This window comes from [Phormidium] sp. LEGE 05292 (assembly GCF_015207735.1).
Lineage (GTDB): Bacteria > Cyanobacteriota > Cyanobacteriia > Cyanobacteriales > Aerosakkonemataceae > Floridanema.
Map to the genome: position 1 here is coordinate 39,154 of NZ_JADEWG010000002.1, position 24,538 is coordinate 63,691.

Annotated in this window: 26 protein-coding genes and 2 pseudogenes; 10 read left to right on the forward strand and 18 right to left on the reverse strand. The window is 39.2% G+C overall.

What is annotated here, in order from left to right:
* Positions 1-5: 5 nt before the first annotated feature.
* Entirely contained in the window at positions 6-3,062 is a 3,057-nt protein-coding gene (locus IQ264_RS01065) for a DNA cytosine methyltransferase (RefSeq protein WP_193977740.1), read from the reverse strand.
* 308 nt (positions 3,063-3,370) lie between these two features.
* Between IQ264_RS01065 and IQ264_RS01070 the strand changes: the two genes are divergently transcribed.
* Positions 3,371-3,985: a helix-turn-helix domain-containing protein gene (locus IQ264_RS01070; RefSeq protein WP_193977742.1), complete on the forward strand. Its 615-nt coding sequence runs from the start codon at positions 3,371-3,373 to the stop codon at positions 3,983-3,985.
* A 177-nt stretch (positions 3,986-4,162) separates the two neighbouring features.
* On the opposite strand, the pseudogene IQ264_RS01075 reads toward IQ264_RS01070, so the two are convergent.
* Together IQ264_RS01075 and IQ264_RS01080 are read right to left on the reverse strand one after the other, a co-directional pair.
* A pseudogene (locus IQ264_RS01075) lies at positions 4,163-4,318 on the reverse strand (IS1380 family transposase); the annotation flags it as partial.
* A 155-nt stretch (positions 4,319-4,473) separates the two neighbouring features.
* On the reverse strand, positions 4,474-5,031 hold the full coding sequence (locus tag IQ264_RS01080) for a hypothetical protein (protein WP_193977744.1): 558 nt from the start codon (positions 5,029-5,031) through the stop codon (positions 4,474-4,476).
* A gap of 262 nt (positions 5,032-5,293) precedes the next feature.
* On the opposite strand from IQ264_RS01080, the gene IQ264_RS01085 reads away from it, so the two are divergent.
* Entirely contained in the window at positions 5,294-6,541 is a 1,248-nt protein-coding gene (locus tag IQ264_RS01085; protein ID WP_193977745.1) for an aminotransferase class III-fold pyridoxal phosphate-dependent enzyme, read from the forward strand.
* Positions 6,542-6,572: 31 nt separating this feature from the next.
* Here the strand turns inward: IQ264_RS01085 and IQ264_RS01090 are convergent, their stop codons facing one another.
* Entirely contained in the window at positions 6,573-7,448 is an 876-nt protein-coding gene (locus IQ264_RS01090) for a radical SAM protein (RefSeq protein WP_193977747.1), read from the reverse strand.
* Positions 7,449-7,669: 221 nt separating this feature from the next.
* Positions 7,670-8,032: pseudogene (locus IQ264_RS01095) on the reverse strand (transposase); the annotation flags it as partial.
* 180 nt (positions 8,033-8,212) lie between these two features.
* Here IQ264_RS01095 and IQ264_RS32560 point away from each other — a divergent pair.
* Both IQ264_RS32560 and IQ264_RS32565 read left to right on the forward strand, forming a co-directional pair.
* Entirely contained in the window at positions 8,213-8,500 is a 288-nt protein-coding gene (locus IQ264_RS32560; RefSeq protein WP_228061200.1) for a helix-turn-helix domain-containing protein, read from the forward strand.
* Complete coding sequence (locus IQ264_RS32565) at positions 8,404-8,880, forward strand: transposase family protein (protein WP_228061205.1); 477 nt, start codon at positions 8,404-8,406, stop codon at positions 8,878-8,880. The genes IQ264_RS32560 and IQ264_RS32565 overlap by 97 nt, the downstream gene beginning before the upstream one ends.
* Before the next feature lie 129 nt (positions 8,881-9,009).
* Here the strand turns inward: IQ264_RS32565 and IQ264_RS01105 are convergent, their stop codons facing one another.
* A complete protein-coding gene (locus IQ264_RS01105; RefSeq protein WP_193977749.1) occupies positions 9,010-9,180 on the reverse strand; it encodes a hypothetical protein in 171 nt (56 codons plus the stop codon).
* Positions 9,181-9,292: 112 nt separating this feature from the next.
* Between IQ264_RS01105 and IQ264_RS01110 the strand changes: the two genes are divergently transcribed.
* The 3 genes from IQ264_RS01110 (at position 9,293) to IQ264_RS01120 (ending at position 12,131) form a co-directional block, all read left to right on the forward strand.
* Positions 9,293-10,867 carry a glycosyltransferase gene (locus IQ264_RS01110; protein WP_193977751.1) on the forward strand — a complete coding sequence of 525 codons (1,575 nt, stop codon included), beginning with the start codon at positions 9,293-9,295 and terminating at the stop codon, positions 10,865-10,867.
* Positions 10,868-10,901: 34 nt separating this feature from the next.
* Entirely contained in the window at positions 10,902-11,561 is a 660-nt protein-coding gene (locus tag IQ264_RS01115; protein ID WP_193977753.1) for a hypothetical protein, read from the forward strand.
* A 366-nt stretch (positions 11,562-11,927) separates the two neighbouring features.
* Positions 11,928-12,131: a hypothetical protein gene (locus IQ264_RS01120; protein WP_193977755.1), complete on the forward strand. Its 204-nt coding sequence runs from the start codon at positions 11,928-11,930 to the stop codon at positions 12,129-12,131.
* A gap of 44 nt (positions 12,132-12,175) precedes the next feature.
* On the opposite strand, the gene IQ264_RS01125 is transcribed toward IQ264_RS01120, so the two are convergent.
* The 11 genes from IQ264_RS01125 to IQ264_RS01175 form a co-directional block, all read right to left on the reverse strand.
* Complete coding sequence (locus tag IQ264_RS01125; protein ID WP_193977757.1) at positions 12,176-12,868, reverse strand: class I SAM-dependent methyltransferase; 693 nt, start codon at positions 12,866-12,868, stop codon at positions 12,176-12,178.
* Between the two features lie 295 nt (positions 12,869-13,163).
* On the reverse strand, positions 13,164-13,955 hold the full coding sequence (locus IQ264_RS01130; protein WP_193977758.1) for a glycosyltransferase: 792 nt from the start codon (positions 13,953-13,955) through the stop codon (positions 13,164-13,166).
* A 65-nt stretch (positions 13,956-14,020) separates the two neighbouring features.
* The gene (locus IQ264_RS01135; protein WP_193977759.1) at positions 14,021-14,989 is read right to left on the reverse strand and encodes a phosphotransferase; all 969 of its coding nucleotides are present in this window, start codon (positions 14,987-14,989) and stop codon (positions 14,021-14,023) included.
* A complete protein-coding gene (locus IQ264_RS01140) occupies positions 14,977-15,801 on the reverse strand; it encodes a glycosyltransferase (RefSeq protein ID WP_193977761.1) in 825 nt (274 codons plus the stop codon). Before IQ264_RS01140 ends, IQ264_RS01135 begins: the two co-directional genes overlap by 13 nt.
* The gene (locus IQ264_RS01145; RefSeq protein ID WP_193977763.1) at positions 15,798-16,718 is read right to left on the reverse strand and encodes a TRM11 family SAM-dependent methyltransferase; all 921 of its coding nucleotides are present in this window, start codon (positions 16,716-16,718) and stop codon (positions 15,798-15,800) included. The genes IQ264_RS01140 and IQ264_RS01145 overlap by 4 nt, the downstream gene beginning before the upstream one ends.
* Positions 16,719-16,745: 27 nt before the next feature.
* Entirely contained in the window at positions 16,746-17,471 is a 726-nt protein-coding gene (locus tag IQ264_RS01150) for a PIG-L deacetylase family protein (RefSeq protein ID WP_193977765.1), read from the reverse strand.
* A 3-nt stretch (positions 17,472-17,474) separates the two neighbouring features.
* Positions 17,475-18,659, reverse strand: a complete 1,185-nt coding sequence (locus IQ264_RS01155) for a glycosyltransferase family A protein (RefSeq protein ID WP_193977767.1) — start codon at positions 18,657-18,659, stop codon at positions 17,475-17,477.
* Complete coding sequence (locus IQ264_RS01160; protein WP_193977769.1) at positions 18,643-19,827, reverse strand: glycosyltransferase family 4 protein; 1,185 nt, start codon at positions 19,825-19,827, stop codon at positions 18,643-18,645. Before IQ264_RS01160 ends, IQ264_RS01155 begins: the two co-directional genes overlap by 17 nt.
* A 90-nt stretch (positions 19,828-19,917) precedes the next feature.
* On the reverse strand, positions 19,918-20,883 hold the full coding sequence (locus tag IQ264_RS01165; protein ID WP_193977771.1) for a glycosyltransferase family 2 protein: 966 nt from the start codon (positions 20,881-20,883) through the stop codon (positions 19,918-19,920).
* Entirely contained in the window at positions 20,880-21,791 is a 912-nt protein-coding gene (locus tag IQ264_RS01170; RefSeq protein ID WP_193977773.1) for a glycosyltransferase, read from the reverse strand. Before IQ264_RS01170 ends, IQ264_RS01165 begins: the two co-directional genes overlap by 4 nt.
* 156 nt (positions 21,792-21,947) lie before the next feature.
* Positions 21,948-22,136, reverse strand: a complete 189-nt coding sequence (locus tag IQ264_RS01175) for a hypothetical protein (RefSeq protein ID WP_193977775.1) — start codon at positions 22,134-22,136, stop codon at positions 21,948-21,950.
* Between IQ264_RS01175 and IQ264_RS01180 the strand changes: the two genes are divergently transcribed.
* The 3 genes from IQ264_RS01180 to IQ264_RS01190 are packed head-to-tail and all read left to right on the forward strand — an operon-like array spanning position 22,126 to position 23,334.
* The gene (locus IQ264_RS01180; RefSeq protein ID WP_193977777.1) at positions 22,126-22,689 is read left to right on the forward strand and encodes a hypothetical protein; all 564 of its coding nucleotides are present in this window, start codon (positions 22,126-22,128) and stop codon (positions 22,687-22,689) included. The genes IQ264_RS01175 and IQ264_RS01180 overlap by 11 nt on opposite strands.
* The gene (locus IQ264_RS01185) at positions 22,667-23,188 is read left to right on the forward strand and encodes a hypothetical protein (protein ID WP_193977779.1); all 522 of its coding nucleotides are present in this window, start codon (positions 22,667-22,669) and stop codon (positions 23,186-23,188) included. The genes IQ264_RS01180 and IQ264_RS01185 overlap by 23 nt, the downstream gene beginning before the upstream one ends.
* On the forward strand, positions 23,185-23,334 hold the full coding sequence (locus tag IQ264_RS01190; RefSeq protein ID WP_193977781.1) for a hypothetical protein: 150 nt from the start codon (positions 23,185-23,187) through the stop codon (positions 23,332-23,334). Before IQ264_RS01185 ends, IQ264_RS01190 begins: the two co-directional genes overlap by 4 nt.
* Here IQ264_RS01190 and IQ264_RS01195 read toward each other — a convergent pair.
* Complete coding sequence (locus tag IQ264_RS01195; protein WP_322744574.1) at positions 23,300-24,325, reverse strand: tyrosine-type recombinase/integrase; 1,026 nt, start codon at positions 24,323-24,325, stop codon at positions 23,300-23,302. The genes IQ264_RS01190 and IQ264_RS01195 overlap by 35 nt on opposite strands.
* Between the last annotated feature and the right edge of the window lie 213 nt (positions 24,326-24,538).

Below are 24,538 nucleotides of genomic sequence, written 5' to 3' on the forward strand. Positions count from 1 at the left end.
TTTATTTAAAACTCTATTTCTTCCGGAAAACCTTCCTGACAAGGTTCTACATTGGCTAAAATTTCTGCCATTGCTTTTATGCCTTGTGATAATGCTTTCCCTTTTTGATGGGTAAATCCACTTTCATCGACATATTCGCCTTCTTTATCCCATCCTGGTACTCCCAAGCGGTCGAGACAGCGACCTAATTGGTAGACTGCTTCATTTATCTGCTCGCCAAAGTATTCGTTTATTTCAGATAATTCTTGGTTTTTATTTGCTAAATATTCTGCTTGTACTAACTGTTTTAATTCCGCTTCAGTTAACGGCATTTTGAGAAGCGATTCTTGGTAATTACTGATGTAAACAGGCATTTGAAATTTCGTACTAGGTCTTAAAATTACTACTGCCTGCTCTCTTGGCCCACAGATGGTATTTTCTATTTCTACTTGCTTGAATATGCCAATATCGTTGATTAAAGCATCGATTGGACTCTTGACTATCCGCACGATGTCACCAGGCTCAAATGTTTGAGCTTTTACCTCATCCTTAGAGTCTGGTTGACTTGGCAAAATTTGTTTGTATGTCTCTAGTTCGGAAATAGCTTCGCTGTATTTCTTTTCTAAAGATTCATAGGCTTGGTGTAGTGATTCGATTTGCTGCTGCATCACCATTAATTGCGAGGAGATATTATCATCTTTATCGTTATTTTCGCGATTAGCTTTGGTTTCATCTAACTCAGCTTTTAGTTGCTGAATTACGGAGTCTTTCTCTTGCACTAATTCGGTTAACTGGCTGTACTCCCGCGTGGTGATAGGAATTCCCCCACCACCGTGTTTGGTGGTAGGCTTTTGTAAGCAAGTTGCCACTGCAACTGCTATTTCTCCTGTAGTAGGTTGGGCATCTACGTTTTTTGTTCGTAGCTTTGCTAATAACTCGGCTTTGGTCAGGATAGCTTCTCTGTCATTTTCTCGAATATCCCAAACTCGGAAAACGCGATCGCAGTCTGTCTGTGTTGCTATACTTTGACTTAAGTCAGATGTAATAGTATTGGCTAAGTTTTTGGCTGCTTTGTCTGATAATCCCAACCGTGTGGTCAATTGGCGGCGACATTTATCGAGTTTCGATAGCTTCTGCTCGATTTCGTTGATTAATCGTTCGTCCCCGCTATCTGCGGCTGTTTTGAATTGTTCGTGTAGGTTGGCGGATGTAGCTAAAATTGCTGTTAACTCAAGATAGGTGTCTGGGTCGATTGCTTTGACTGAGGAAAAGTCGAATTTTATTAGTTCCCCAGATAATAGCTGAACTGAAATATCTTGGTTTTCTTGGATGTTTTCGACGATAGCGAGATTACCGGAGTGTTCGGAGTCCGAAGCTAAAATCTTAACTGGTTTACCAATTGCTATTTCTGTAATGGGTGCGATGGAGAAATTGTCTGCTTTTATTCTCTGTTTGATGAGGGATACCGTCCATTTGGCATCTTCGGTTAAAATTTGTTCGATTTGTTCTTCTGTCCCCGCTAGCAAGGCTGCTGCGTGACAGATGGGCATATTCAGGATTTGGTCGTAGAGTTGGGGACATTTCTCGATGAGTTTGGCTTGGGCTACTAGGTTACGGTAGTAACGGACGATTTCGGGGGGAAAGCAGTGTTTGAGGAGTTGTTTGAATTCTGCTTCGCCGAGGGCTTCCAGTAGTTCGAGGAGTTTGTAGCCTAGTTCTAGTCCTTGTTCTTTTAGTTTAGCGATCGCTCCCGTGTGGGTAAATCCCAATTCGACGACTTCTCTCGCTAGAGCGATGGTTTGGCTGCTGGTTAATGGGGGGAAGTTGTAGTTGTCGAGGAAGGTAGAAGTGGTGGTTGATTGCATGGTGATGCTCCCGGTGGGTTGATTTTGAGTTAGAATTTCATTCGCTTTTTTTTGTTTGTTTGAAGTGCTTTCCTGTATGGCAGGAAGCACTTCTACTTTCTTGTGTGAGAAAGCTACTGGATATGCTGTGGGTAAATAAGGCTTAACTGCGTTAGCGACGATGGCTGCTAGCAGGGAGGGTACGCCGTTTCCGATGGCTGAACCTGAAATCCAAGCTTCATCTGGCAGCCAAAACCAATCTGGAATGGTCATTAAACGGGCTGCACCGCGAATGCCTAAGTTTTTCCAAGTTCCATCGGGTAGACGAATGTTGATGGCGTTGGCGCGGCTGTTGTGGCGCTGGTCTAACCAAATGCTTTTGCGGATTGTCCAACTGGTTTCGTGGGGAAGTCGGACTTTGGGGTTGCCATAAGCGCCTACTCGTTCGATTAGTAAGGGTTGTTGTAGGAAGTGGGATGGTAAGTTGGTGAGGCGTTGCAGTTGGGCAGGTGTAGGGTGGATGTCTTCTAGGTGGGGTAGGAGGTCGCAGATGGCTTCATACCAGCCGATAGGTTGTGGCGCAGTTGGTTGGGGAACGAGAGGAAAGTTTTCTTCCCTACTCCCTACTCCCCACTCCCTACTCCCTTTTAGGGCGATAGCCAGAAAGCGATGGCGTTGTTGGGGGATGCCGAAATCGGCGCTGTTGAGAATTTTGGCGGTGAATTGGTAGTCCAGGTCGATGAGTGCGGTTTTGATGAGTTGCCAACTGGTGGATTGTTGGTATTCTGGGACGTTTTCGATGATGAGGAGGGGGGAATGGAAGGTTTGGAATGCCTTGATTGCGGCGGTGGCGGTGTCGATGTCGGATTGGGTTTCTTTGGCTTTGGGGTTGCTTTTGGAGAGGTGTTTGCAGGATTGGGTGAGTACGAGGATGTCAGGGGTGGGGAGGTCGTTGAAGCGATCGGAGGCTGCTACTTTTTGCAGGGTTTGGCGGATGACGGGGTGGTGGAAGTTGGTTTGGTAGATTTGGGCGATGGCTTGGCTGAGGAAGGGGTCGCTAGTGTCGTGGTCTATATTCCACAGGCTGTGGATTCCTGCTGTTTCAAAGCCTGCGGTCATGATGCCGCCTCCGCCGCAGAGGTAGCCTGCTGTGGGGGCATTGGGTGGCAGAATTGGTTTGGGGGCGGTAGCCCAGCTTATTGGGCTATTGGGTTCAGAATGGCAGGGTTGAGGATTCATGGCACAACTGGCTTTTTTTGGATGCACGAATCTGTCAGAGCAGTGATCATAGTTCTGCTTTGAAGGCTAGGAGTTGAGAGGGTGAATAACTAATTGGGTTCGGTACTGGCAGGGCAGCAGGAGTAGAACAAACCTGGAGATTGCTAGGTCTCGTATTTGCCGATGTTGGCTTGCCAGATTTTGAAGGTTAATTTCTTCTACTTTACATCTGCGAACTTAAGTTCGCAACCCTTTCCTAAAAATATTTACGCACTCCAGTTCGCAAGTAAAAGCTTGAAAGTCTCCTTGATTAATTCGATATTGAACTTATGAGTCTTCATTCGCTGAGAATTGGGTTGGCTAAGTTCTGGACAAAGCGCGGACGCAAACAATTAGGTCAGTTAGTTAAGCAAGCTCGAGAGAGGCTAGGATGGAGCCAACGGCACGTTAGTGACTTGACTCGACAAATCAGCCCCACGTATGGAGTGAGCGATGGTGCTATCAGTACGCTTGAAAATGGGGCAAAGGAACCAAAACACAACACTGTAGTAGCAATTGCTGCAGTTGGTTTTGTGATTAATCCAGTAACGGGTCAACCGTTCACAGAAGACGAACTATTTGATATTGCTGCTGAACGTCTTGACCCGCAAACAGGGAAGTATAAGTTAGGAACTGAAGAACTGACGATCGCTGCCTTAATCGAGTTAGAAATTAAAAATCAACCCAGATTGCCTAAGCGGTTGGCACTGGAAAGGCTAGCAACAAAGGCACAATTAGACCCAGACAAGCTAGAAGCAATTTATGCAGGGCAAACCCCTACAGATGAAGAACTGGCTAAGTTGGCTCAAGCTCTAACTAAGGATGATGGAACTTTTTGGCACGATATTGAGTTACAAAAAGTCCGTGACAAGGAGCTTACCCGCATTTCTCACAAACTAATTTGAAAAGCTGATTTGGGGATGAAAAATTGAACTTTTTGAAAAACTTGGGATAGGGAAACAGATGCCCAAGAAAAATTTAATTTAAATTTACCAAACCGTTACTAAAACGTATTCAAAAAACTTTTCATCAAAAAATAGACTGCACATATATATGGTCAGTTATTGACGAGCTATTTAGTCTATTTTTAATTTTTTATCTAATTCAGCTATTAAAATAATTCCGGCATTTGAAGTGATTCTCCCTCCCGAAAAATTAGCAATGATTTCTTGTCTTTTAACTTTTCCCAGGTTGAATTGCTTATGCTTACTGGCTTTTTTTCGAGAACTGGGAGTCATAAGCTGATTGACATTAGATTTTTTACTCCTCAATTATAGCAGATTTGTTTACCTGTTAGTTAATGATTAAATAATTTAATTATCATTAAAAAATGGCAATAAATTTTTCATTTTGTCCCCCTCTAATTCCTGATAAATTTTGAATTAATACCAGTTCACACACCTTCTTGCCACGATAACAGATTAGTGAGGCGCTTTTTGCCCCGTTTTGGTTGATTCAACTGCGCCAAAGCCAATTGTGCTTTCTCTAATCTCGACAGCAGCGCTTTTTCTCCCGATTCAGCTGCTGCTATGGAACGAACAACTAACAGCCGTTCTGTCCAAGTAACAACTTGACCGTTAACTGTTGTACTACGGGTCAGTGGAGTTTCATAACCAGTAGCAATTTTTTTGGTGATGCCATTGGCATAATCATAATCAATCGTAGTTAGGACTTGCTGCAAGGAATTCACAGGGTCAAGGTAATTTTCCAGTTCTCCTGCTGTCAGTTGAGTCGCAGGCAGGGGGCATAAATAATAATCCTGGTTGGCCACTACTGCCCCACGAGTAGAGAGGGCAGCCATTTTACAATCCCCGATGTAGAGTAAGCCAGATTGTTTCAATGTCGAACGCACTCGTTCAATGGCTGGTATATATAAGGGGTCATCAGCTTTATTTCCTGGTAATACATCTGTGGCAATGGGCATTCCCAAGGGATCTAATGTTGATAACATCAGTTTGACTTGGGTCAAGTCGGGACGATGATCTTTGCTATGACCCTACTGAAATAAGCCATCAGGATTGACTCCACAGTAGGTGCTGGCACTGGTGCTATCCAGACGGGCTGTTCTTGGCTTGAGATCGTACACTTGTACTAGGTGGCTACCTAATTCTCGTTCAAATTCTAACCACGAGCCATCGTCTTCTTTCTAATTGTAAAATTAGAAAGAAGTAGCTGTTTTCGATATGACCTTGATTTCTAAATGAGTTCTTAACATGAATTTGACATTGCCAATTACCGGAACAACAAGAAAATTTATTACCACAAATGGAAAGGAAATCTTTTTTAATTCAGGCATTGGAGGAATAGTTGTTGACACTGAGGGAAAAGAGTATTTTGATTTTGTTCTCGGTTTAGGTCCAGTGTCAATCGGTCATGCGAACTCTGAATTTAATAGTATGCTTCTTGAACAACTCACTAAAGGAGTGCTTTTACCAACATATAGTTTCATACATACTGAGTATTGTGAACTCTTATCACAACATTATCCAAATTGGAAAACGGTATGTCTTTTCAAAAGCAGCTCTGAGGCAGTTGCAGCAGCGTTGCGACTAGTAGGCATGAGATTCACACAAAAAGGCATAATTCGGTGTGGTTATATTGGTTGGCATGATGTTCATCTTGCTTGTACTCCTAAATGGCACGCTCCTAGAGGTTCATTGGAACGTGAATCTCTATATTTTACCCAGGGTATGCGTGGGGTTAGCAATATGGAACCAGTTTATAATTGGTTGGATGACAACATTTCTACACTTGAATCACTCTTAGTTAAATACGAGAAAAATATATCATGTTTTATTTGTGATTTTTATGCATTAGGAGACAATGCTTTAGATAAATTAAGACAGTTACAATTACTCTGCCGTAAAAGAGGGGTAGCCATAATTGTCGATGAAACTAAAACCTCTGGGCGACTTAATCCTGGTGGAATTACTATGGATGAGAATGTAGATGTTGACTTCGTTATATTAGGCAAGGCTATTGGCAATGGTATTCCTCTAGCATCTTTAATGGTCAAGAATGTTAATGATTGGAACTTTACAGATTCACGTATCGGCGGCACTTTTTCTCGAGATACACTTGGTGCGGCAGCAGGTGTAGCACAGATCAGTTTAATGACTCAATGGAACGGTTATCTTCAATTACCACGAACTGGTATTCGAGTTTGTAATACAATCAACAAGGCTATCGACGTAGCTCAAGTGTCTCAATTTGTTAAAGTGGTTCCTATGTTTAGTGGAGCATTATTTGAACTGCGATATAGCCAATTAATAGTAAAAAATATTAAGAAACGTGCTTTATTAGAGAGATGTTTTATTGATAACGGAATTTTAATAATGGATGGACATTGCAATTATATTTGCTTAGAGCATGAAAATATTGATTGGGAAAACCTGACTAATTCATGTGTGAAAGCTCTACTACAATGGAAAACCTTGTTACTCAAACTAAAATGTGATTAAAACTATTTAAAAACATTAAAAAATTTGTGTTCTAAGTATAACAACCATTTTCCTCATCAGGATTGATATTTTCAAGATGTTCAAGAAAGTCCCAGTCTACCAAGTTTTCTAGCGGAACTTTTTGCTTATCTTCCCAAGTTTTGCGTTTTAACTGCTCGTGAGAAAATACAAGACCAACACTTCCCAAACATTTTGCACAAGTTCTTAATGGCTCATCAGATGCAAGGTATTCTTTTAGCTGATCTGACAAATTTGAACTCCCATCAAGAGGTATACCATCTTTGAATAAATCTTTAGAATTTTGATTAATGGTATGGGACTGAGGACATTTATAAAAGTATCCTTCATGCACTGAATGACAGCCCCATTGATGTGCAATTTGGCAAGTTGAATAAATGCGTCTTATCAAATCTATATCATCCGTACCTAGACCAGAATGAGACTCTCTGAAGAATTTGTAAGTCTTGTTTTCAATGTCAACTCCAAATTCTTTTCCCCGAATATATAGTTTATTAAGGGTTTCAGTAGAGATTTCAAAGCCAGGATAAGAAGAAATTTCAATAACATCAATTAACTTCCACAAATCATCAGAAGTTTTACCAAGAAGGATGCCATTAGTTACAATCTTGATTTTATCTGCGATACCAGTAGAAATTGTTCTGAGAACAATTTCGGTTAATAAAGGATGAAGTAGTGGCTCGCCACCCAATAATCTCAAGGTTTGAGCATGATAAGACTTGGCTAAAATTCTTAGTGATTTTTCAATAGCTTCTGGAGCAGAAAATCTAGTTTTGGATATAGGGGATAGATGACTACAAGCTCGGCAAGAAAGATTACAGTGTGAAACAACATCAATCTCTAGTATTTCAGATTCAATACGGTGATCGTCCTTTATATAATAGGCCATAACTTTATGTATTTAAGTTTGATTTAGTAGCATATAATATTATAACTCCTAAGAAACACATTCTCAAACCCCTATGGTTGATGGATTTCAGCTGATTGTGTTTCTTCGATCCTTTGCGGATGCGTTAGCGTAGCCTGCCGCAGGCATTCGCGTCCGTTGGGGGCTCAGATCTTGCACCTGTAAAAATAGATGTCAAAACCGAGACTACGTATAAGAGGAATCAATCGTTGAAGCTCAAGTAAAAAAAGAGACACAAGTATTTGAGGAAACAAACATTCAACAGCAGTTTGTGCAGCCTCACCCCAATCAGGTAAATCAGATCGTTGAGTTAATAAATAAGTCCAGTGAGCGAGCAGATAAGCAATTAGAGAGAGGATGAGCCAACGATACATTCCCAGCAATGAACCTTGACCGAAACGATGTAAGCCAAAACGGTGTTTGGCCGTTTTAAACCATCCTTCGATCTGCCACCTCCGCTTGCCCCACCATTTAATCGTACTAGCTTTCAGGGGTTTAGGAGATAAAACAAAACGTTTTTCTCGCTTACCATTATCACGTTTGAGATAGTACCAAGCAACCGAAATTAGTGGGTTTAGACTATGAACGGTTAATTGAGTTAATCAATCAAGCGGAGAGCTTACATAATCAAAAACAAAAAGCAATCGAACAAAAGAAAACAAGAATAATCTTACGCTGGCGGGGGAAGACAGGCTAAGTTAAGTGTAACCGACCAAGTTCTCCTAACGTTAGTATATCTACATCACTTGCCGACATTCCAGATGTTAGGAGTTCAGTTTGGGGTGAGCGAATCAGCGGCCAACTATATATTTCATTACTGGCTGGGAATATTCAGAGAACTGTTGCCAGCGTCCTTAGTAGAACAAGTAAAAAAAAACGACTCAGAGTGGGCATGGATTGAAGAAATATTAAGTCAATTTGAATTAATAGTGGATAGCTGCGAGCAGCCAAGGGAAAGACCAACAGAGTACCAAGAGCAAAAAAGTATTACTCAGGAAAGAAGAAAAAGCACACATTTAAAAACCAATTTATAGTGATGCCCACAGGTAAAGAACTCGTGGATGTAGCAGTAGGAAAACCTGGTGCAACCAGCGATATAACTCTCTGGCGAGAACGAGCCAGGGAGTTAAGCGATAACCAAAAATTTCAAGGAGATAAAGCTTATGTAGGAGAACCAGCGATTGACACACCTCATAAGAAAACTAGAAATAAAGGTATCACGGTTGAGCAGAAACAAGATAATCAAAAAAAAGCTCGAAAAAGAGTGGTGGTAGAACACTTAATTAGACTCGTGAAAACTTTCCGGATAGCAGCCGAAAGATTCCGGTTAAAATCGACAACTTATGAACCAGTAATTCTGGCTGTATGCGGATTAATTAGATGGCGGATAGGTGCGCTCGTTCTCAGTAGCTAAAAAGCCTAACGTTTGGATTTGAATATGGAATAAGATTACCTAAAAAATCTACCACATTTTGACTGCAACACTGTCAAAGCCTTATGTAACCGTTGGTTTTTGACTACCTGCCCTTTAGGGGGCAGGTAGTCAAAAACCAATATTAGAAAGGCTTTGGTAGTTTTTGGAGATGTCTATTTGGGCGCGATCGTCTAACTTGTCCGCCCCCAAATACAAAATCTTCTGGCGGGAAGGGAGTAAGCTAGGGTGGGCATTGCCCACCAACAGGAGAATCAGCTTTTCACGATGGGCAATGCCCATCCTACAAAAAACAGCAAGCGACTGGTAGTAATTTATAGAGTAGTTCAGGTATAATAAAGGACTGATAGTCAGAAATCAAGAGAAAAGTTAATATCTTTTACTACATTTAATTATGAAAAATGTATCAGACCTAATTCTAGAATGCAACAATGATTATTCTAAATTAGAAAAAAATTATGAGATATATGGCTATGGATCACTGGTTCTCGATCCATACAACTCGATTAAGCAAATTCAAACATCTTTATCTTTTCTTTCAGTATCAATAATTATACCCTCATATAATTGTCGAGATACAGTAATTGTATGCCTAAAAGCATTAGCCAAAAGTAGCTTTAATAATAGACATTCTGACCAACTTGAAGTCATAGTTGTAGATGATGGCTCTTCTGATGGAACTTTTGAAGCGCTGATTGAATTGCGTATTGGTCTTAAATACTCAGTCATAAGACAAGCACATTTTGGACGTGCTCATGCAATGAATACGGGAATTGCAGCATCTACGGGAGATATAATTATTTCTTGCGATGCTGATATGATTTTGTCAGTTCATACAATAAGTGAACTAGTAAAACGCCATAGTGTTCTGGAAGAAGAAGTAGTTTTAATCGGTTTTCGTAGCAATATTCATGGTGTTTCGTTAGATATAGCCCAGAACCTTGTCGGACATTTACCAAAATTTTGGGATGATAACCGCTATCACTATGATTGGCCGGGATGGCCAGAAAACATGATGCAAGTGACTAAGCATTTGAAACTTCTGGGTGATGGGAGAAAACTCTGGCTAACTGACACTATTACACCTAGTGATGAAATCTGGACTTTGCCGCGTATGGTATATGGTGCGTTATTTAGTATGCGGCGCAGTTTGATAAACCGTATAGGCGGCTTTGAAGAAAAATTTCAAGGATGGGGATGGGAAGACACTTGGATCGGTACGCTGGCAATTTGTGAAGGTGCTCTTATTATTCCAGTTCCTTCAGCAACTGGGTATCATCTCGATCATCCCGATCGCTCACCATCAAAATGGGAAGAATCTCGACAAAATTTTACTTTAATGGAACAACTTTCACGACAATCATTGAATACAGCTAAATCTAATTATTTAGAAAATGCTCTTGCTAGGATTGTAGAGTACTATGAAAACAAATTTCGGTTTTATGAGCAAGAATTAACAACAGAGTTTGAAAGTATAAACCGCATAAAAAAATTTTTAGATGATGAAGCTAATACAGCTTTTTATCACTTTTGTCTTGGTCAATATAAATTGGCAATCTCATATTATTGTGAAGCTCAAGAGATGAAACCACAGGATCTTGCTAATTATGCTCGGTGCTACTTTGAGATAGGTAATCCAAATGCGGGACTTGAAATATTAGCAGATGCTCTTCAATGTTTTCCAGATGACCCATTACTCTTGATGGAGTCAATCTGGCACTATGCTCGTCTTAATAAAATTTCAACAGTGAAGAAACTTTTTTACGATATGTTATCTGTGATATCAAATGACCCAATTTGCCTTTATCTACTCCGTCATTCACCTGAAGAACATACAAATCGTGGATGGAAATATTTGCAACAAGGATTTGTAAATTTGGCATGGCGCGACTTTACGGCAGCACTTCTACTGGACTGTGATTATAAAGAAGCACATTATGGGTGGGAGCAGTGCGACAAGAGAAACTGATAAATCATAAAATATCAATTGGGAGCAAACACAAATGGGACGAAAACAAGCACTTTTTCACGGTGATGATCGGCGTTTTGATGATCTAGCTGATTTTGTAGGAAATTATTTCACAAATAATGTTAAGTATATAGCTGATGTCGCTGGAGGACAAGGAATGTTAAGCCGGCTTCTCAAAAAGAAGTATAACTTTGAGTGTGAAGTTATTGATCCTCGTGAATATAGCCTAAAAGGTGTGTTTCATCGTAAAACATACTTCAAAGTTGAGATGGCAGCTTACTATGATCTTTTACTTGGATTACATCCAGACGGGGCATTGCCAGAGTTAGTGCTAGCATCAATCATACGACCAACTCTTATAGTACCATGCTGTAATTTCTGGTCTCCTTGCCGTATGGGTATTAAGGAGATGATTGCAGATATTCAATGTTGGTACAAAGAACATGAAGTATCTTATGATATAGTTTGTTTTCCGTTTTCTGGCCCCTACAACATTGGAATGATAACGACTCCACCAATTTCTTCACCAGTAAAAATTCGAGAGGTTGGTTCACATCTAAATAAATCAGATCAAATTACTGAAATCAGAGGTGCACGCCGTCAATTTAAGGCTAAGGCACGAAGTAGTAAATTTGTAAAATCGAAGGGGTGTTGTATACAAACCAATGTTACGAGCGATCCTGGGACGACATAGTGGGATGGCGTCATTCGTGACAGGTTAAGAAAGTGGGGCAAATGTCAATGAGCGAATATACTCAATTTATCCCAAAAGAAAGAGAATATCACCTGGTCGGGGAGAGGGAAAAGGCAATCAGTGATTGCCTTTTCCCTCTCGGTATGATAAATAGGCTCATTTTTCCAACAAAGGAGAGCTTTCGGAACATACCCTTTCGATCGGAAACTACTGGTATCCAGTTCAAAAAGGCTCTTATCTAAATGTTTTGGCTGGTGTGCCCATTTCTTGGTCAAATAATTTGGCATATTCTGTTTCAAATTCTGACCAGGGTATCAGTTTGGCCATGATTACGCATCGACTATCTGCTTAACTTTTTCAGAAACGATGAAACATATCCAAAAAATTTTGCAGGTTTCGCAGTATCAATTACCAGTTATGCTGGAAAAACAAGCACACAAAACACCTAGAGAGCAGTTAGTTAATTATGATGAACTGAGGGAATACTTTGATAATACTCCTTTTTCAGTTTTTTTTACGACCGTACTTCAGGTGGCGACCCCCTTGTTTAGCAAATGTTTTGATGGCTAAAGTACAAGTATATGGTGGGAGTTCAAGTATAAATTGCATGCCATTTAACCCCCTTTGATAAAAGACTTTTTACTCAAAAACACCTGCCACCCTTTCTCAAGAATCTCTATGTGGCTTGAGAAAATCTCTAGAAATACATCTATCGCATCGCTTGGCTTCTCAATCGGTGTTTCATACTCGTAGTCGTCAAAGATCAATATACCTCCTACCTTGAGGAGATCCCAACATAACACTGCATCCCGAAGTACATCTGTTGTAATATGCGATCCATCAATATAAATAAGATCATAACTTTCAAGGGGAAGCATTCTAAGGATTTTTTTAGATTGACCAACCATTTTATCGACTTTGTTTTGTGATCCTGTTTTAGAAATGTTAAAATCAAATGAATGCTCAACTAACATATTTTCAAAAACATCAACGCAAGTTATGCTAGCAGTTGGGCTGGTAAGAATATGATCTAGTAGATAACAAGTAGACATCCCCTCAAAACTGCCTACTTCTAAAGCGTTTAGCCCTGGATAACCAACAAACCCTTTTAGTAATCGCTCCCAATTTGGAATATGCCAACTGAACCAATCAGTTGTAAACTGATATCCTTTTTCCTTACTCTGATGCCATCCTCTTAAAGTATGTACCTGTTGGATATAAGCAGCAGCTTCCTCAAAATTACCTTGTTTAGCACAAGTTAAAGCTAAATCCTCATATATCTTTAAATTTTCTGGAGTGATATTCATAATTTTTTTCTTTGAATGCTAATGAAACAAAAGTTATGCTAAGAATAGCATCCGTTGTGCCAGGCGTAAAGTTAAACTAAGCCAAAACCTCACGATTTCGACTCGTCTTCAAAACGGGACGTGAGACTTTCTCCTCCTCCCGCTCCTCTCTGATAGGCGTATAGCAGCGAACCCTATGTTTACGCCTACACCTATCTAGTTTTTACAAATTTTCTTTAGGTCGTTGAAAGTACATTAGACATCTCCAATAATCCCTAAAAATAGGGCGGAAACCCTTGTATATCAAGACCAAAATTTAATTTATGGAGATGTCTATTGCATTTAACCAAGGGAAAATCCCTTGGTATCTAATATCCATTGCTTTATTGCCAGATCTAAAATATTCAATCATGCCTTTTTCATCGCTTGAATGTAATCTATAATTAACTGTACGAAAACCAGTTGATGCACCATAATGAGTACGGACTAGATGGTTGCTAAGAATTGCATCTGCACGATAGCCATTGAACCATAAATGCCCTACTTGAGTCAGTGTATGCTTACTAATTGCCATACAGTTTGTGTCAACAAGAAAAGGATTTTCTTTATAGAAATCAACAAGTGATGAATCAAGCCCATCAGAAACGCTTTCATATGACTCAAAACGTTTCCAGTAGCCGAGACTATCACAGTTATCGTCAAGTACCCAAGTTCCATCTTCTCGGCAAATCCGCCTAAGAGCAAATACCCATTGAACTTCAAACCTATTTATAGTCTCTATACATATTCTAACATGAGTAGGATCTAACCAGTTGTCTTCGTCAAGAAAAAAAATAATTTCTGCTTCAACAAGATACGAGAAACCAGCATATATTCGATGTCCATTAAAGCCATGCCCACCTGTGTTATTCGGAAGAGTTATAAGATGAATTGGTATGCGTGAAGATTTAAAATCTTTTACAATATTAAATACGATATCTTGATAATCTTTTCCATCTATGACAATGAGGTGGCTTAAGTTGTCGTAGTTTTGTTTTTGCACACTTTCTAGGCATGAGTAAAGGTGTAAATTTCCAATAGTTGGCGTAATAATAACAGCAGATTTCATACAAGAGTACCTCAAGATTTAGATTACTAATTTGTTTAATCTTAATGATTTAACCACCTTTTTATTTAAAATTCAATAAATTTGTATAACTCACCATAGAATTTTATCTTATCGTATTTCATAAACTCTTCTACCCAGTTATATCCCCAAGTAAGATTATTATTCTGTTTGGTAGCTTCAGACAATCCCCAAAGAAAAAATTTGAATATTCCAAACTGAATAGCTTCAAAAATATGCTCTTTTTCCCAAGTCGTTAATTCTCTTTGTTTATTATAACCCTTAATGATTTCTGCTAAATAATTAAAATTTAAAATTTCTTCATCAAATGAGCTAACTAAAGTCGTTCCTAAATCATAAAAACTATAATATCTGTTTACGCAATCCCAGTCAACAATCTTAAATACTTTTTCATGTTTAAATATTATATGTTCAAGAGTAAATTCAACATGGCATATAGACTGGGGTAAATAATCGGGGACTTTTAAATTTTCTATGTTGTCTTTTATATATTCAATAACTTTTAAAAGTTGGCAAGACAATCGTTTAGATTCAGAATAATATTTGAGGAATAAATCGTAATAATATTCGTAAGTTTCAAATGTTTCAAAAAAGGGATAAAATTCTGTTTGTTTGTGAAGTAATCCTAAGTATTTCCCTATTTGATAAGCTTTATTTTTCGTCATATTGCTTACAATAGTGAAATCTAAAAACTCAAAAAGGGCTACTTTACTACCATTATATTCTGTATAAGGATTGTTATTTTTAGAATTAAATAATTTAACAGAAGGATAATTGTTTTCCAATAGGTAATTTACGAGAAACAATCCATGATGTTTAAAGTTATCAAATTCTTTATATTGCTTCAGAAAATATTTGCCAGTTGTTGTTGATAAACAATAGCATAACTGAAGATGTTTTGATTCTCTTGGATAAGTTAGATAACTTTTTAAGTTTCCAAGATTATAAAAATCAAGAATATTTTCTAAATCACTTCTATTAAGCATAACTTTTCCAAAGTTCTCTATAATTCCCAAATATCTGATTGATAATTGACATTGACATCAAAATTATTGGAATATCCACCAAGATAATATTTAACAGTTATTTCATTGTTACATATCATTTCTATACCTAATTTAACAAAATTGTAAAGCATTTTGTCATCTTCAGCTAAATTCTGCTCCCAATCATGCTTTGTAAACGTTTCTGGAATCGGATATTTCCGTAATAGTTCTGTATTTAATAACCAGACATTAGTATCTACTTGCATAACAGATGAACCAACTGTTAAATCAATCCTGTCTCGAAAAACGTTTGAGCCTGGCTCGATCATTCCAAGATCGCAAAATTGTTTGTATTTGTGAAGACCATCTGTGATTGTTCGACTCCATGGCCAATACTGTTCAAGAAATGGAGTCCCATCAAAATTATAAATTCTACGATGACAATATATTGCTTGTTTGCCTGTAGTAAGGGCACAAGACATTAGACTACTAATATGATTTTGTTCAAATTCATTATCGTCATCTAAAAAACAAACCCATGGGGAAATAACCTTAAAAACGCTTTGATTTCTAAGTCGCGCTAACCTAACTGGACCACTCTTATCTTTGTGATTCCTAGTGCAGTATAAGAACTTGAGATGTGATTTGTAGTGTTGAATTTCTTCAAGAAATAGTTGAGTTTCATAACAATCATCAACCAAGATTAAATGACTTAATTGACCTTGATAATCTTGAGACTCAACAGATGCAATAGCCCTACTTAAAGTAGTTAAACGTTTACGGGTAATAGTGATCACAGTTACATGGGGATATTGGGGAGATACAATACGGTTTGTGTTCATACTTGATTGGTTGTTTTCCTCCAACTAAGAACGTTAACTGGTAAGCCTTTACGATTTATGGGATGATCTAACTCGATTTGCCAACCAATATTTTTGGCGCATTCACTAATTTTAATGTATTGTGATTCAGCAATCAACAAAGCGACACGACCATCCGGATGAAGTACACGATCTAATTCTAAAAGTGATTCGCATATAGTATCAGTTGCTACTTCTTCATAAGGAGGTTCACTCGCAATTGAATGAAAATAACAGGAAGGAAAGGGTAATTGACGTGCATCAGCTACAGTATGCTTGGCTCCTAAAAACTGAAGCCCAAACCTAACTTTAGGATCAATATCAGTGCTGTATGTTTCAAAATTATGAGCGACTGCTTCTACGACAAGTCCTCCTGCTCCAGCAAAAGGATCTAGAAAACGTTCAAGTTTTGGATTATAAACTAGATTTACAAGCATACGCGAATCAATCACGGGAAGTCCTCTACGACTCAGTAATCCCCCATCACCACGGTAACCGACAATATGACGAACACCTCCATCTTCTGTTGGCAAAAGAAATTCACGACGATCTGGCGACATATCTCGTATTGCCTTTGTATCAGCTTGATAAAGCTTTTCTAGACGGTAGTATTTTCCTTTCCATCTAGACAGTTCATTTTTATTACGAATTAAATCGTCAGAAACAATTACAACTTGTTCTACTATCTCACTATAACCAAGACGTGGAAAAAGTCCACAAGCAGAAACCAGATTTTCACTAGGTAGCTTAAGATAAAATAATCCCATTGGATCTCCAAAAGGCCCACCAGTTATGAGATATGCTCCTAAATGTTGGAGAAGATGAATAGCTTCTTGAGAAGCAACATATGTTGCTTTTCGTCTAGAGTTTGGTTGTCGCATTACTAATAATTCTTCCATTTCTAAAAAAATCCCACCCACTTCGGATTATCTAAAAAAAGCAAATGTTTCTATAGAACCAACAGTCCTAAAATAATCTTCCATCGAATCCCAAGATTCAAAGAGGCAGATAATTTGCGATTTGTAACATTTAAAAGCATTAATTTTGGATGTTAATTCTTTATCACTCAAATTGATATTTATACGTTTTAACAGGAATCTATTGAAAATTTTATTGTCATCATGTTCATAGTAAAAATCTTGATATAATATAACATTATAGCCCTCATTCTTAAGCAACAAACCAACTTTTTGAGTTAAAATGTGATCGACATGATTCCCATTCGCCATTGGACAATAAATTATAGCGGAAGAAATATTGTGATTAGCCTTAATACTACATAAAATGTCAAGTGGTAAGTGATCATCTTCTTGTTTCTGCAAGGTTCTGAAGTCCTGAATCGTTAAATAAAGATGTTCTCCTAATGAATTTTGACGATAAATCGAGTCAGGGAAGGGTAAAAAGTTTGAAATTGCTCCAAGCTTTTTACAAGCTAAAATATCTTCATTTCGCCGTGTTGTAACAATTGTTTTGGATCCCCAAATTGAATGCAGTTCATTAGCTAATTCTGATAATGGCAAAAGAGCATCACCACCAAAAATTGTCAATATATGCACTTTTTCGCCGTTTTCTGATAAACGACTAATAAAACCACCACAAGAACCAACTACATCATCAAAATGAGGCGATAGAAATAAATGTGTTTTGCTCATAGCTCAATCTTTACCATCCAGCAATTTTAAAATATTTGTGACGATTTCTTTTTTTTCAGACTGTAATAATCCAAATAATTTTATGCCATGTATGACATCATCAAGTTCACCACTCCTTTGAGATAGTTTTAAAGAATACTCAAAATCATTAACACTTTTAGAAAAGTCATCATTCCAGAGTGAGTAAAGTCCACGACTAAAGTATGGTTCAGCAATGGTTCTGTTATCCTTTAGTCTACTCTCAACAATAATCAAGGCATAATTGAGTGATTCTTGCCACTCATCGTCTCCTATAGCAAACTTTGCTACCGATTGGCAATAGTATATATAGTCATTAAATGGATTATTGATATTATTAGTTAATCTCAACCATTGTTGCCAACAACTTAAAGCTCTATCTTTTTGTTGAGTTACAAGAAACGCTTCGGCAAGTTGCCAAAGTGACCAACCGTCTAATGGATCTTCTTTGACCCATTTTTCTAACTGCCTAATACCATTAAATTTGTCACCTTTACGAATCATCTGCACTGCGGAAATTGGACCTTCCCAAGAAGTAACTAATTTTACTCCATTGCGTTTTGGCGGTAGGTCGGGAGAATTACCAAATATAACAAGACATTTATCAGTTCTTACCCATCCAAAAGTTTTGGACAGAGTACATATATACTCTACATCTTGTATAACCTCTTTCTCCATACTTGCGAAGGGAAAAGGGATACTCTTAACCGCTTCTCGCCTCGCCATAAAACCACTGTTATCACAATGACCTATTTCTGGAAATCCATCAATGTTTTGATGGTAGCGACGATCTTCTACACCACAAAGTGCAATTCCATGAGAGGGATTTTTCTCAAGTAGTGAAACCATTTCTTCAAGAAAATTTTGTTGGTAAATATTGTCGTCATCTAGAAAACAGACAAAATCAGAAATATCAAGATGCTTTAAAGCCCACCTCTGTAGTGGATTTGGTGTACCATCAGGTTTGTTAAGTCCTGGCTCTTCAGCCCCAAGAGTACGGCTAAAGCCAAAAGATGTCCGCTTGCTGTGAGCATAGTCACTTGGGAGAACCCCATCTCCAATAACATAATGATGCCAGTAGGGATAAGACTGCCTATCTATACTAGCGCAGGCATCCTCAAGAGATACTCTATTAAGTGTGACTGTAATAATACTAACTTTTGTTTTCATTATCTGTTAACCTTTGATTACCTAACAATAACCAATCAGATTTTGTAACTGAATAAAATAAAGTAGCCAATCGTTTTCCAATTTCAATGGGATTATATTGGGTACGAATGAAGTTATAGCCAAGCTCTATTTCTTTGAGACTTGAACCATCGACAATTGCTTGTGCTATTTTAACAGGATCTCTTTCTGGAATAACAATATGTCCATAGCCGGGTGGGACTGTTTCAGAAAGAGCGCCAACACCATGACTAATGACAAAAGTTTTACAAAGCAATGAATCAATGAGGCTAAGTCCCAAAGTTTCAGGAAACATTGACAGAAAAAGGCAACACTCGCCAGAAGAATAATATGAATAGAGATGATTTCGCGGAATCCATTTATGAAAAGTTACATTTTCATTCAAATCAAGTTCGGAAACCTTCGATTTGATAAAATTAATAAAACGAGATTCTTGGTCAACATCGAATTTACGAGATATTGGTGGCTCTGGCACTAATAGATGGTACATTGGATCATATTTGATTAGTTCTTTCAATACTTCCAATGCTTCTTCGTGTCCCTTACCTGGCTCTGGTCGATGGGGAAATAAGATGTATCGCAATTTTGTATTATTCTGTCCAACTAATTTCTGAAACGATCCCGAATCAGAATGAATACTAAGCTGCGGATCAAAAGGTGCAGGAACTACTTCAATGCGTGGTCGTTTTCGTAAACTATGTATATGAGGAAGCCACTTTTCTATACTACGTCTACTAAAATCGGAAAGCAGAAGAAGCATATCCCAATTACCATCAAACAAGGCTGCACATTCATCAGGATAAAGACATTGAGTGGTAAATGTTAGCATGATTGGCTGTTCAATTACCAGAGGAAATTTTCGGTCTACAGTCCACACCAGATCGATACCTTCTAAGAGCTGAACAATTACTTTGAGGTTTGATGCTTGGCCTTCGGGTGAAGGATCAGTAACTGTCACTTCGCTAAGTACGGGAAAAATCTCGATATGTGTATTATCAACTATTCCTTTTTCGTCACAATAAGGACAGAGAATCCGAAAATTAAAGCCCAGTTTGATGAGAGCTTTAATTTGCAACCATAAAAGTGTCTGAGCTCCACCGGCAAGATTATGAGGATGAAATGGATAATATAGAAACAGTAGTATTCTCATTTGTAGATAAAAGTGTACTTTTAAAAATCACGGCGATGAGGATGCAAACGTAAACTAAAAAAATTGAGTTATAGAAAAACTCTCGGATTTTTATAGATGTTTTAATTTATCATTTTGTTCGCTAAGTGCTCCTTTCTTGCCAACAAAAAAATGGAAAATAGCCTTTATTTTAATCAAGCTTTGTAAGAAATTTTTCATGCGTAGTTGATCTACTATATTTAGAAATTCTTCTACTAAAATTAAACTAATTGATCTAAAAGCTTTTATTCCTCTGTAGTATTGGCTAACGAATAAAAGGCGATTACGAGTCATATAATAAAGTTTTCCTAATGATGTTTCACCTCCTAAAGACTGAGACGCTTTATGATAAACAACTGATCTGGGATCAACAACAACATGATATCCAGCTTGTTTAGCTTTTAAGCACCAATCAACATCTTCAAAGTAAATAAAATAGTTTTCATTAAAGTCACTAATTTCTTCAAATACAGATTTTTTCGCTAGTAAAACACATCCTGGAACCCAATCTACTTTATATAAAGCATTTGGGATATTGGATGTTGGCTCGTTGTAGTAAAGAGCAGTTACTATTCCATTCTTATCAATTGAACCACCGGACGTCCATGCGATAGAGGGATCATCCCAATATAATATCATCGAACTAACAACCCCTATATTTAAATCTTGTTCAGCAGTTTCAATAAGATACGTCAAAAATTTCGGACTTACTTTAGTATCATTATCTAAGAAAAGAATATAATCTGCTTGATGATCGGCATATTTTAAACCAATATTTCGTCCTCCAGCACATCCATAATTATCCTGCTGTTTATAAACTCTAATAGTTGGATGAGCTTGCAAAATTGCATTTACTGAGTCATCTGAAGAATTATTATCAATTACAATTATATGATAGTTAGGATAATCAATCTTTTTCAATGAATTTAAGCATCCTATAGTATCATATTTCTGATTCCAATTAAGAATTATCACTAAAACTTTTGGGGGGGGGTTCATGGATTTCATTTTTTGTGTAGTTAAATAAGCTTGATTCATAAAGAATCTTTTGAAGTCATCGCCCATATCTTGATATTATTCCAAGTTTGAATAACTATTCCAGCTAAAATACCTAACTCCATAGAAATTATCCCAACTATACGACCTATAGAAAAAGAGTTTGGACAAATAGGATCCCAGTATAAAACCCGCTCCATCAGACTTCCAAGATGTGGTTCAGATTCCCTGTTAGTCTTAGATTTAGCAACAAGTAAAACTGCCCATCTTGCACGTATATAATTTTGTCGTGCAAGTCCCAGTAACGAATTGCGATGTCGATAGGAGACAACTGCATCATTACAGTAAGACAAAGTACCTCCATTTATTTGTAAACGCCAGCATATTTCAATATCTTCACAAGAATAATATTCTTCATCAAATCCTCCCAGAAGATCAAATTTATCTTTCCAAATTGCAAAGTTCCCACTAGGGGCATAATCAAGATAGTACCAAGCATTTGGTAGGCCTGAACGAGAAAGAGGAGTGCGCCATTTCTGAATTTTTGTGTCATTTAGACTAACTTCATCAATTCGTCCGCCTACAGCGTCAGCGTGATGAGCAGCACAAACCATAGACAATATCCACTTCTGACAAACACGATCATCTGCATCACAGAAACATAGCAACTCACCTTTAGCAATTTTTGCGCCAGTATTTCGTGCATAAGCTGGACAATAAGTACCTACGGCAGAGACTATTTGAATATTTAGCTTATATCTAAACGACTCAGCAATTTCTACGGTGTTATCAGTTGATCCATTATCTACAACAATGACTTCCCAACCGCCGGGATACTCTTGCTGTACAAGGGCTTCTAATTGAACAGCAATAAATGAAGAAGCGTTTAAGGCTGGAATAACTACAGTTACATATGGAAAGGACGGACGGATTTTAAATATTTCTGACATAAAAAAATGTTTTAGAATTAGGAAAAGTAAACTTCCAAATGTTTGAACTGTCGGTAGAAATAGAAAAACTTAGATCTTGCACTAGGGCTAAACCCCGGGTTTCTTGCAAATAGCTAAACCTGAAAGCCTAGATTGTTCTTAAAGAAACCTGGGTTTTCAGGTCTTGTTGAGAATGGTGCAAGCTCTGAGAAAACAGACTACTGTGGTGACGGTTTCGCGTAGGGACGGTTGCCTGAGTGCTAGACAATTTCCGTTACTGCCGAAACTCTCTCTCCACTGAGGCAACCGCATCTCTTCCCCACCTGAATCCTTGCGAGAAATTGGCTGAATGAGGGTGAGAGCCATACTACTTTATGGTAATAGAGCCGATGAATCCGATTTTCAACATTATAAAGCAAGGATGGTAAGTAGTAGGACACAATTAATTACACAACACTCTGGGCTACAAGCCTTGTCTAGTACCGAAACCGCTTCTAAAATGCAATTTCTAGCCGTAACCGGAGGAACCACACCCGCACTCGACACCAAAGGCCAGCAAATTACCGAAAAAATCCGCAAATTCTTTCCTTTATGCGACTTCGACTTTACCATCGAACGGGAATTAGCAGGCGAACCGGGAGGTTACGTCCTTCAAGTGAAAAGAAGCACCGATGGCTGGCAGAAGCGCGTAGTCATTTCCAGTTCCGATTGCAAGCGAGCCGTTGACTTCGAGCTAGCGATCGAAAAGGGAATGGGAGTCGATGTATCCTGTAACCTCAGAACCGACCAACTCAAAGCTTTACTGCGCGAACGCCGATTGGCTTACCGTTACCGGGTAGGCATTACCTACCAGCTAGCCAACCAACCGCGTAGGAAAGCAAGACAACGGCATCTGGGTGTTCAAAGATGGCCAATTTAAACCGGATGGCACCCCTACCACCGAAGAGGAAACTGGCATTTGCTGGAATCCAAACTTGGGAGCTTGCGAAAAAGGTTTAGATGAGATTAAATCGCCCAAAATCGCCCCACCCAATCCAGAAGCCCTGCCGCAATTGGTGGTCGCCATGCCCAAGAAAAAGCGGCGTTGCTGGGAAATTCCCGCCGTTCTAGCAGCCGAGTACATCCAGCTAGACGACCCTCAAGAACCCCCTCCACTAGAAGGTGAGCCAGTCGATGGAACCGATGGAACCAATGGAACCACTCAAAACCGATTGGAACCAATTTCTGGTTCCAGCATGGAAGCTTACCAGATAAACACTTCAGCTTCTCAAACTTCGACGGAACCATCTGAGTTAGAAAACAACCATCCAAAAACAGCAGGAGCAATTAATTCAGCCCCTGGTGTGGCATCTCAGATACCTTCTTCCGACTCACAAAAAAATGAAGGTATTTTTCCTCGCCAAACTAATGAAGTGTGACGTTCTCTTGCCGCGATCGCAATCAGCCTTCTGGCCTTTATACTTGTTGGACAACCTACACTCGAAAGCGCATTATTGCAGCGGCGACAACTGTACCGTTGGGCATCGGCATCACACCTCAACATCAATTCCCAAAGCCGGATTGAACGCATGACGGTCGTTGACGTGAGCGTACAAAGCAGTTGTCTTCGGGTCTTTATGACCCAACAAATCCTGCACCTGCCTCAAATCTGCCCCCTTTCGCAATCCCAGCGTCCCTGCCGTATGCCTGAGACTATGCGCTGATAGCCGTCGTCCTTCAGTTGCGTTCTCGGTTGTTTTCAGTTTCGCCGCCACCAAATACTCATCCACGATCCACCGAATCCCGCGCCGCGATAACCGTTGTCCCTCAAACCGATGGCTCGCCGCCACGAACAAAGGACTCTCAGGAGCCAGTTCCTCTCCTGCGCTCTCCCTTGCTTGCAAATACTGCCACAAGACCTTACTCAAATCCGGACGCAGCGGAATCGTTCTGATGCTACCCTTCCCCTCTACCCGCAATCCCCAGTTAGACCCAGAGCGCACCAAATCCCCGAAATTCGCCCGATGTAACTCCACCGTGCGCGGCCCTTGCAGTGCCATGATGCCCAAAAGCGCCCGATCGCGCAAACTCTTTCGACTGCCATCGTGAGGAATCACCGCCAAAAGCTGCTTGAGTTCCTCTTCCTGCAAATAAGTCACCCGTTCTGCCGGGTCTAGCTTTTCCTTCGGCGGTTTAATTTGAGCGGCAGGATTTTCCTTTACCAACCCCTTAGATAGTGCCGCCTCGTAAAACCGACGCACTACCGACAAAGTAAGGGCAACGGTAGCTGATTTTTGATGCTTCTCCTGCACCAAATAGCGACGAAAAAGCTTGACATCTTCCTCATTCGCTAAAGCCGGATTGATACTTTGTCGATCGCACCAATCAATATATTGAATGACGCGCCGCTGGTAAGTGTAAACCGTATCCTCTGCCGCATCCCCATTTGCGACATCCAAAGCCAAAAATCGCTCGAACGCCTCTACCATCGCCTCCGTTGTAGGCAAAATAGCGACGCGCTGGTTTTGTTGACGACGCTTGTTAGTAGGTTCTTGGGGCAGCCGTTTGGTTGGCACTTTGATTGAAAAGTCACACAATGCCACTTTACATCAAAGCAGGGAAGGCGGATAATTATTACTACCGAGAAGAGATATTTCTGGTAGCAATAAAGCCATAGAAGCTGTCTCACCAAGACTCTCCAATGCGTTCTGTTCTAAGCTCCGATGAGATACCCCTACATTGTCTAGCCACTGTCTAGACATATAAAAACTGCTCGAGAAATGCTCTAG

Excerpts from the sequence above, each read along its gene's own strand:
- IQ264_RS01065 (WP_193977740.1), bottom strand. The coding sequence starts at position 3,062 with ATGAATCCTCAACCCTGCCATTCTGAACCCAATAGCCCAATAAGCTGG.
- IQ264_RS01070 (WP_193977742.1), top strand. The coding sequence starts at position 3,371 with ATGAGTCTTCATTCGCTGAGAATTGGGTTGGCTAAGTTCTGGACAAAG.
- IQ264_RS01080 (WP_193977744.1), bottom strand. The coding sequence starts at position 5,031 with ATGTTATCAACATTAGATCCCTTGGGAATGCCCATTGCCACAGATGTA.
- IQ264_RS01085 (WP_193977745.1), top strand. The coding sequence starts at position 5,294 with ATGAATTTGACATTGCCAATTACCGGAACAACAAGAAAATTTATTACC.
- IQ264_RS01090 (WP_193977747.1), bottom strand. The coding sequence starts at position 7,448 with ATGGCCTATTATATAAAGGACGATCACCGTATTGAATCTGAAATACTA.
- IQ264_RS01105 (WP_193977749.1), bottom strand. The coding sequence starts at position 9,180 with ATGGGCATTGCCCATCGTGAAAAGCTGATTCTCCTGTTGGTGGGCAAT.
- IQ264_RS01110 (WP_193977751.1), top strand. The coding sequence starts at position 9,293 with ATGAAAAATGTATCAGACCTAATTCTAGAATGCAACAATGATTATTCT.
- IQ264_RS01115 (WP_193977753.1), top strand. The coding sequence starts at position 10,902 with ATGGGACGAAAACAAGCACTTTTTCACGGTGATGATCGGCGTTTTGAT.
- IQ264_RS01120 (WP_193977755.1), top strand. The coding sequence starts at position 11,928 with ATGAAACATATCCAAAAAATTTTGCAGGTTTCGCAGTATCAATTACCA.
- IQ264_RS01125 (WP_193977757.1), bottom strand. The coding sequence starts at position 12,868 with ATGAATATCACTCCAGAAAATTTAAAGATATATGAGGATTTAGCTTTA.
- IQ264_RS01130 (WP_193977758.1), bottom strand. The coding sequence starts at position 13,955 with ATGAAATCTGCTGTTATTATTACGCCAACTATTGGAAATTTACACCTT.
- IQ264_RS01140 (WP_193977761.1), bottom strand. The coding sequence starts at position 15,801 with ATGAACACAAACCGTATTGTATCTCCCCAATATCCCCATGTAACTGTG.
- IQ264_RS01145 (WP_193977763.1), bottom strand. The coding sequence starts at position 16,718 with ATGGAAGAATTATTAGTAATGCGACAACCAAACTCTAGACGAAAAGCA.
- IQ264_RS01150 (WP_193977765.1), bottom strand. The coding sequence starts at position 17,471 with ATGAGCAAAACACATTTATTTCTATCGCCTCATTTTGATGATGTAGTT.
- IQ264_RS01155 (WP_193977767.1), bottom strand. The coding sequence starts at position 18,659 with ATGAAAACAAAAGTTAGTATTATTACAGTCACACTTAATAGAGTATCT.
- IQ264_RS01160 (WP_193977769.1), bottom strand. The coding sequence starts at position 19,827 with ATGAGAATACTACTGTTTCTATATTATCCATTTCATCCTCATAATCTT.
- IQ264_RS01165 (WP_193977771.1), bottom strand. The coding sequence starts at position 20,883 with ATGAATCAAGCTTATTTAACTACACAAAAAATGAAATCCATGAACCCC.
- IQ264_RS01170 (WP_193977773.1), bottom strand. The coding sequence starts at position 21,791 with ATGTCAGAAATATTTAAAATCCGTCCGTCCTTTCCATATGTAACTGTA.
- IQ264_RS01175 (WP_193977775.1), bottom strand. The coding sequence starts at position 22,136 with ATGGCTCTCACCCTCATTCAGCCAATTTCTCGCAAGGATTCAGGTGGG.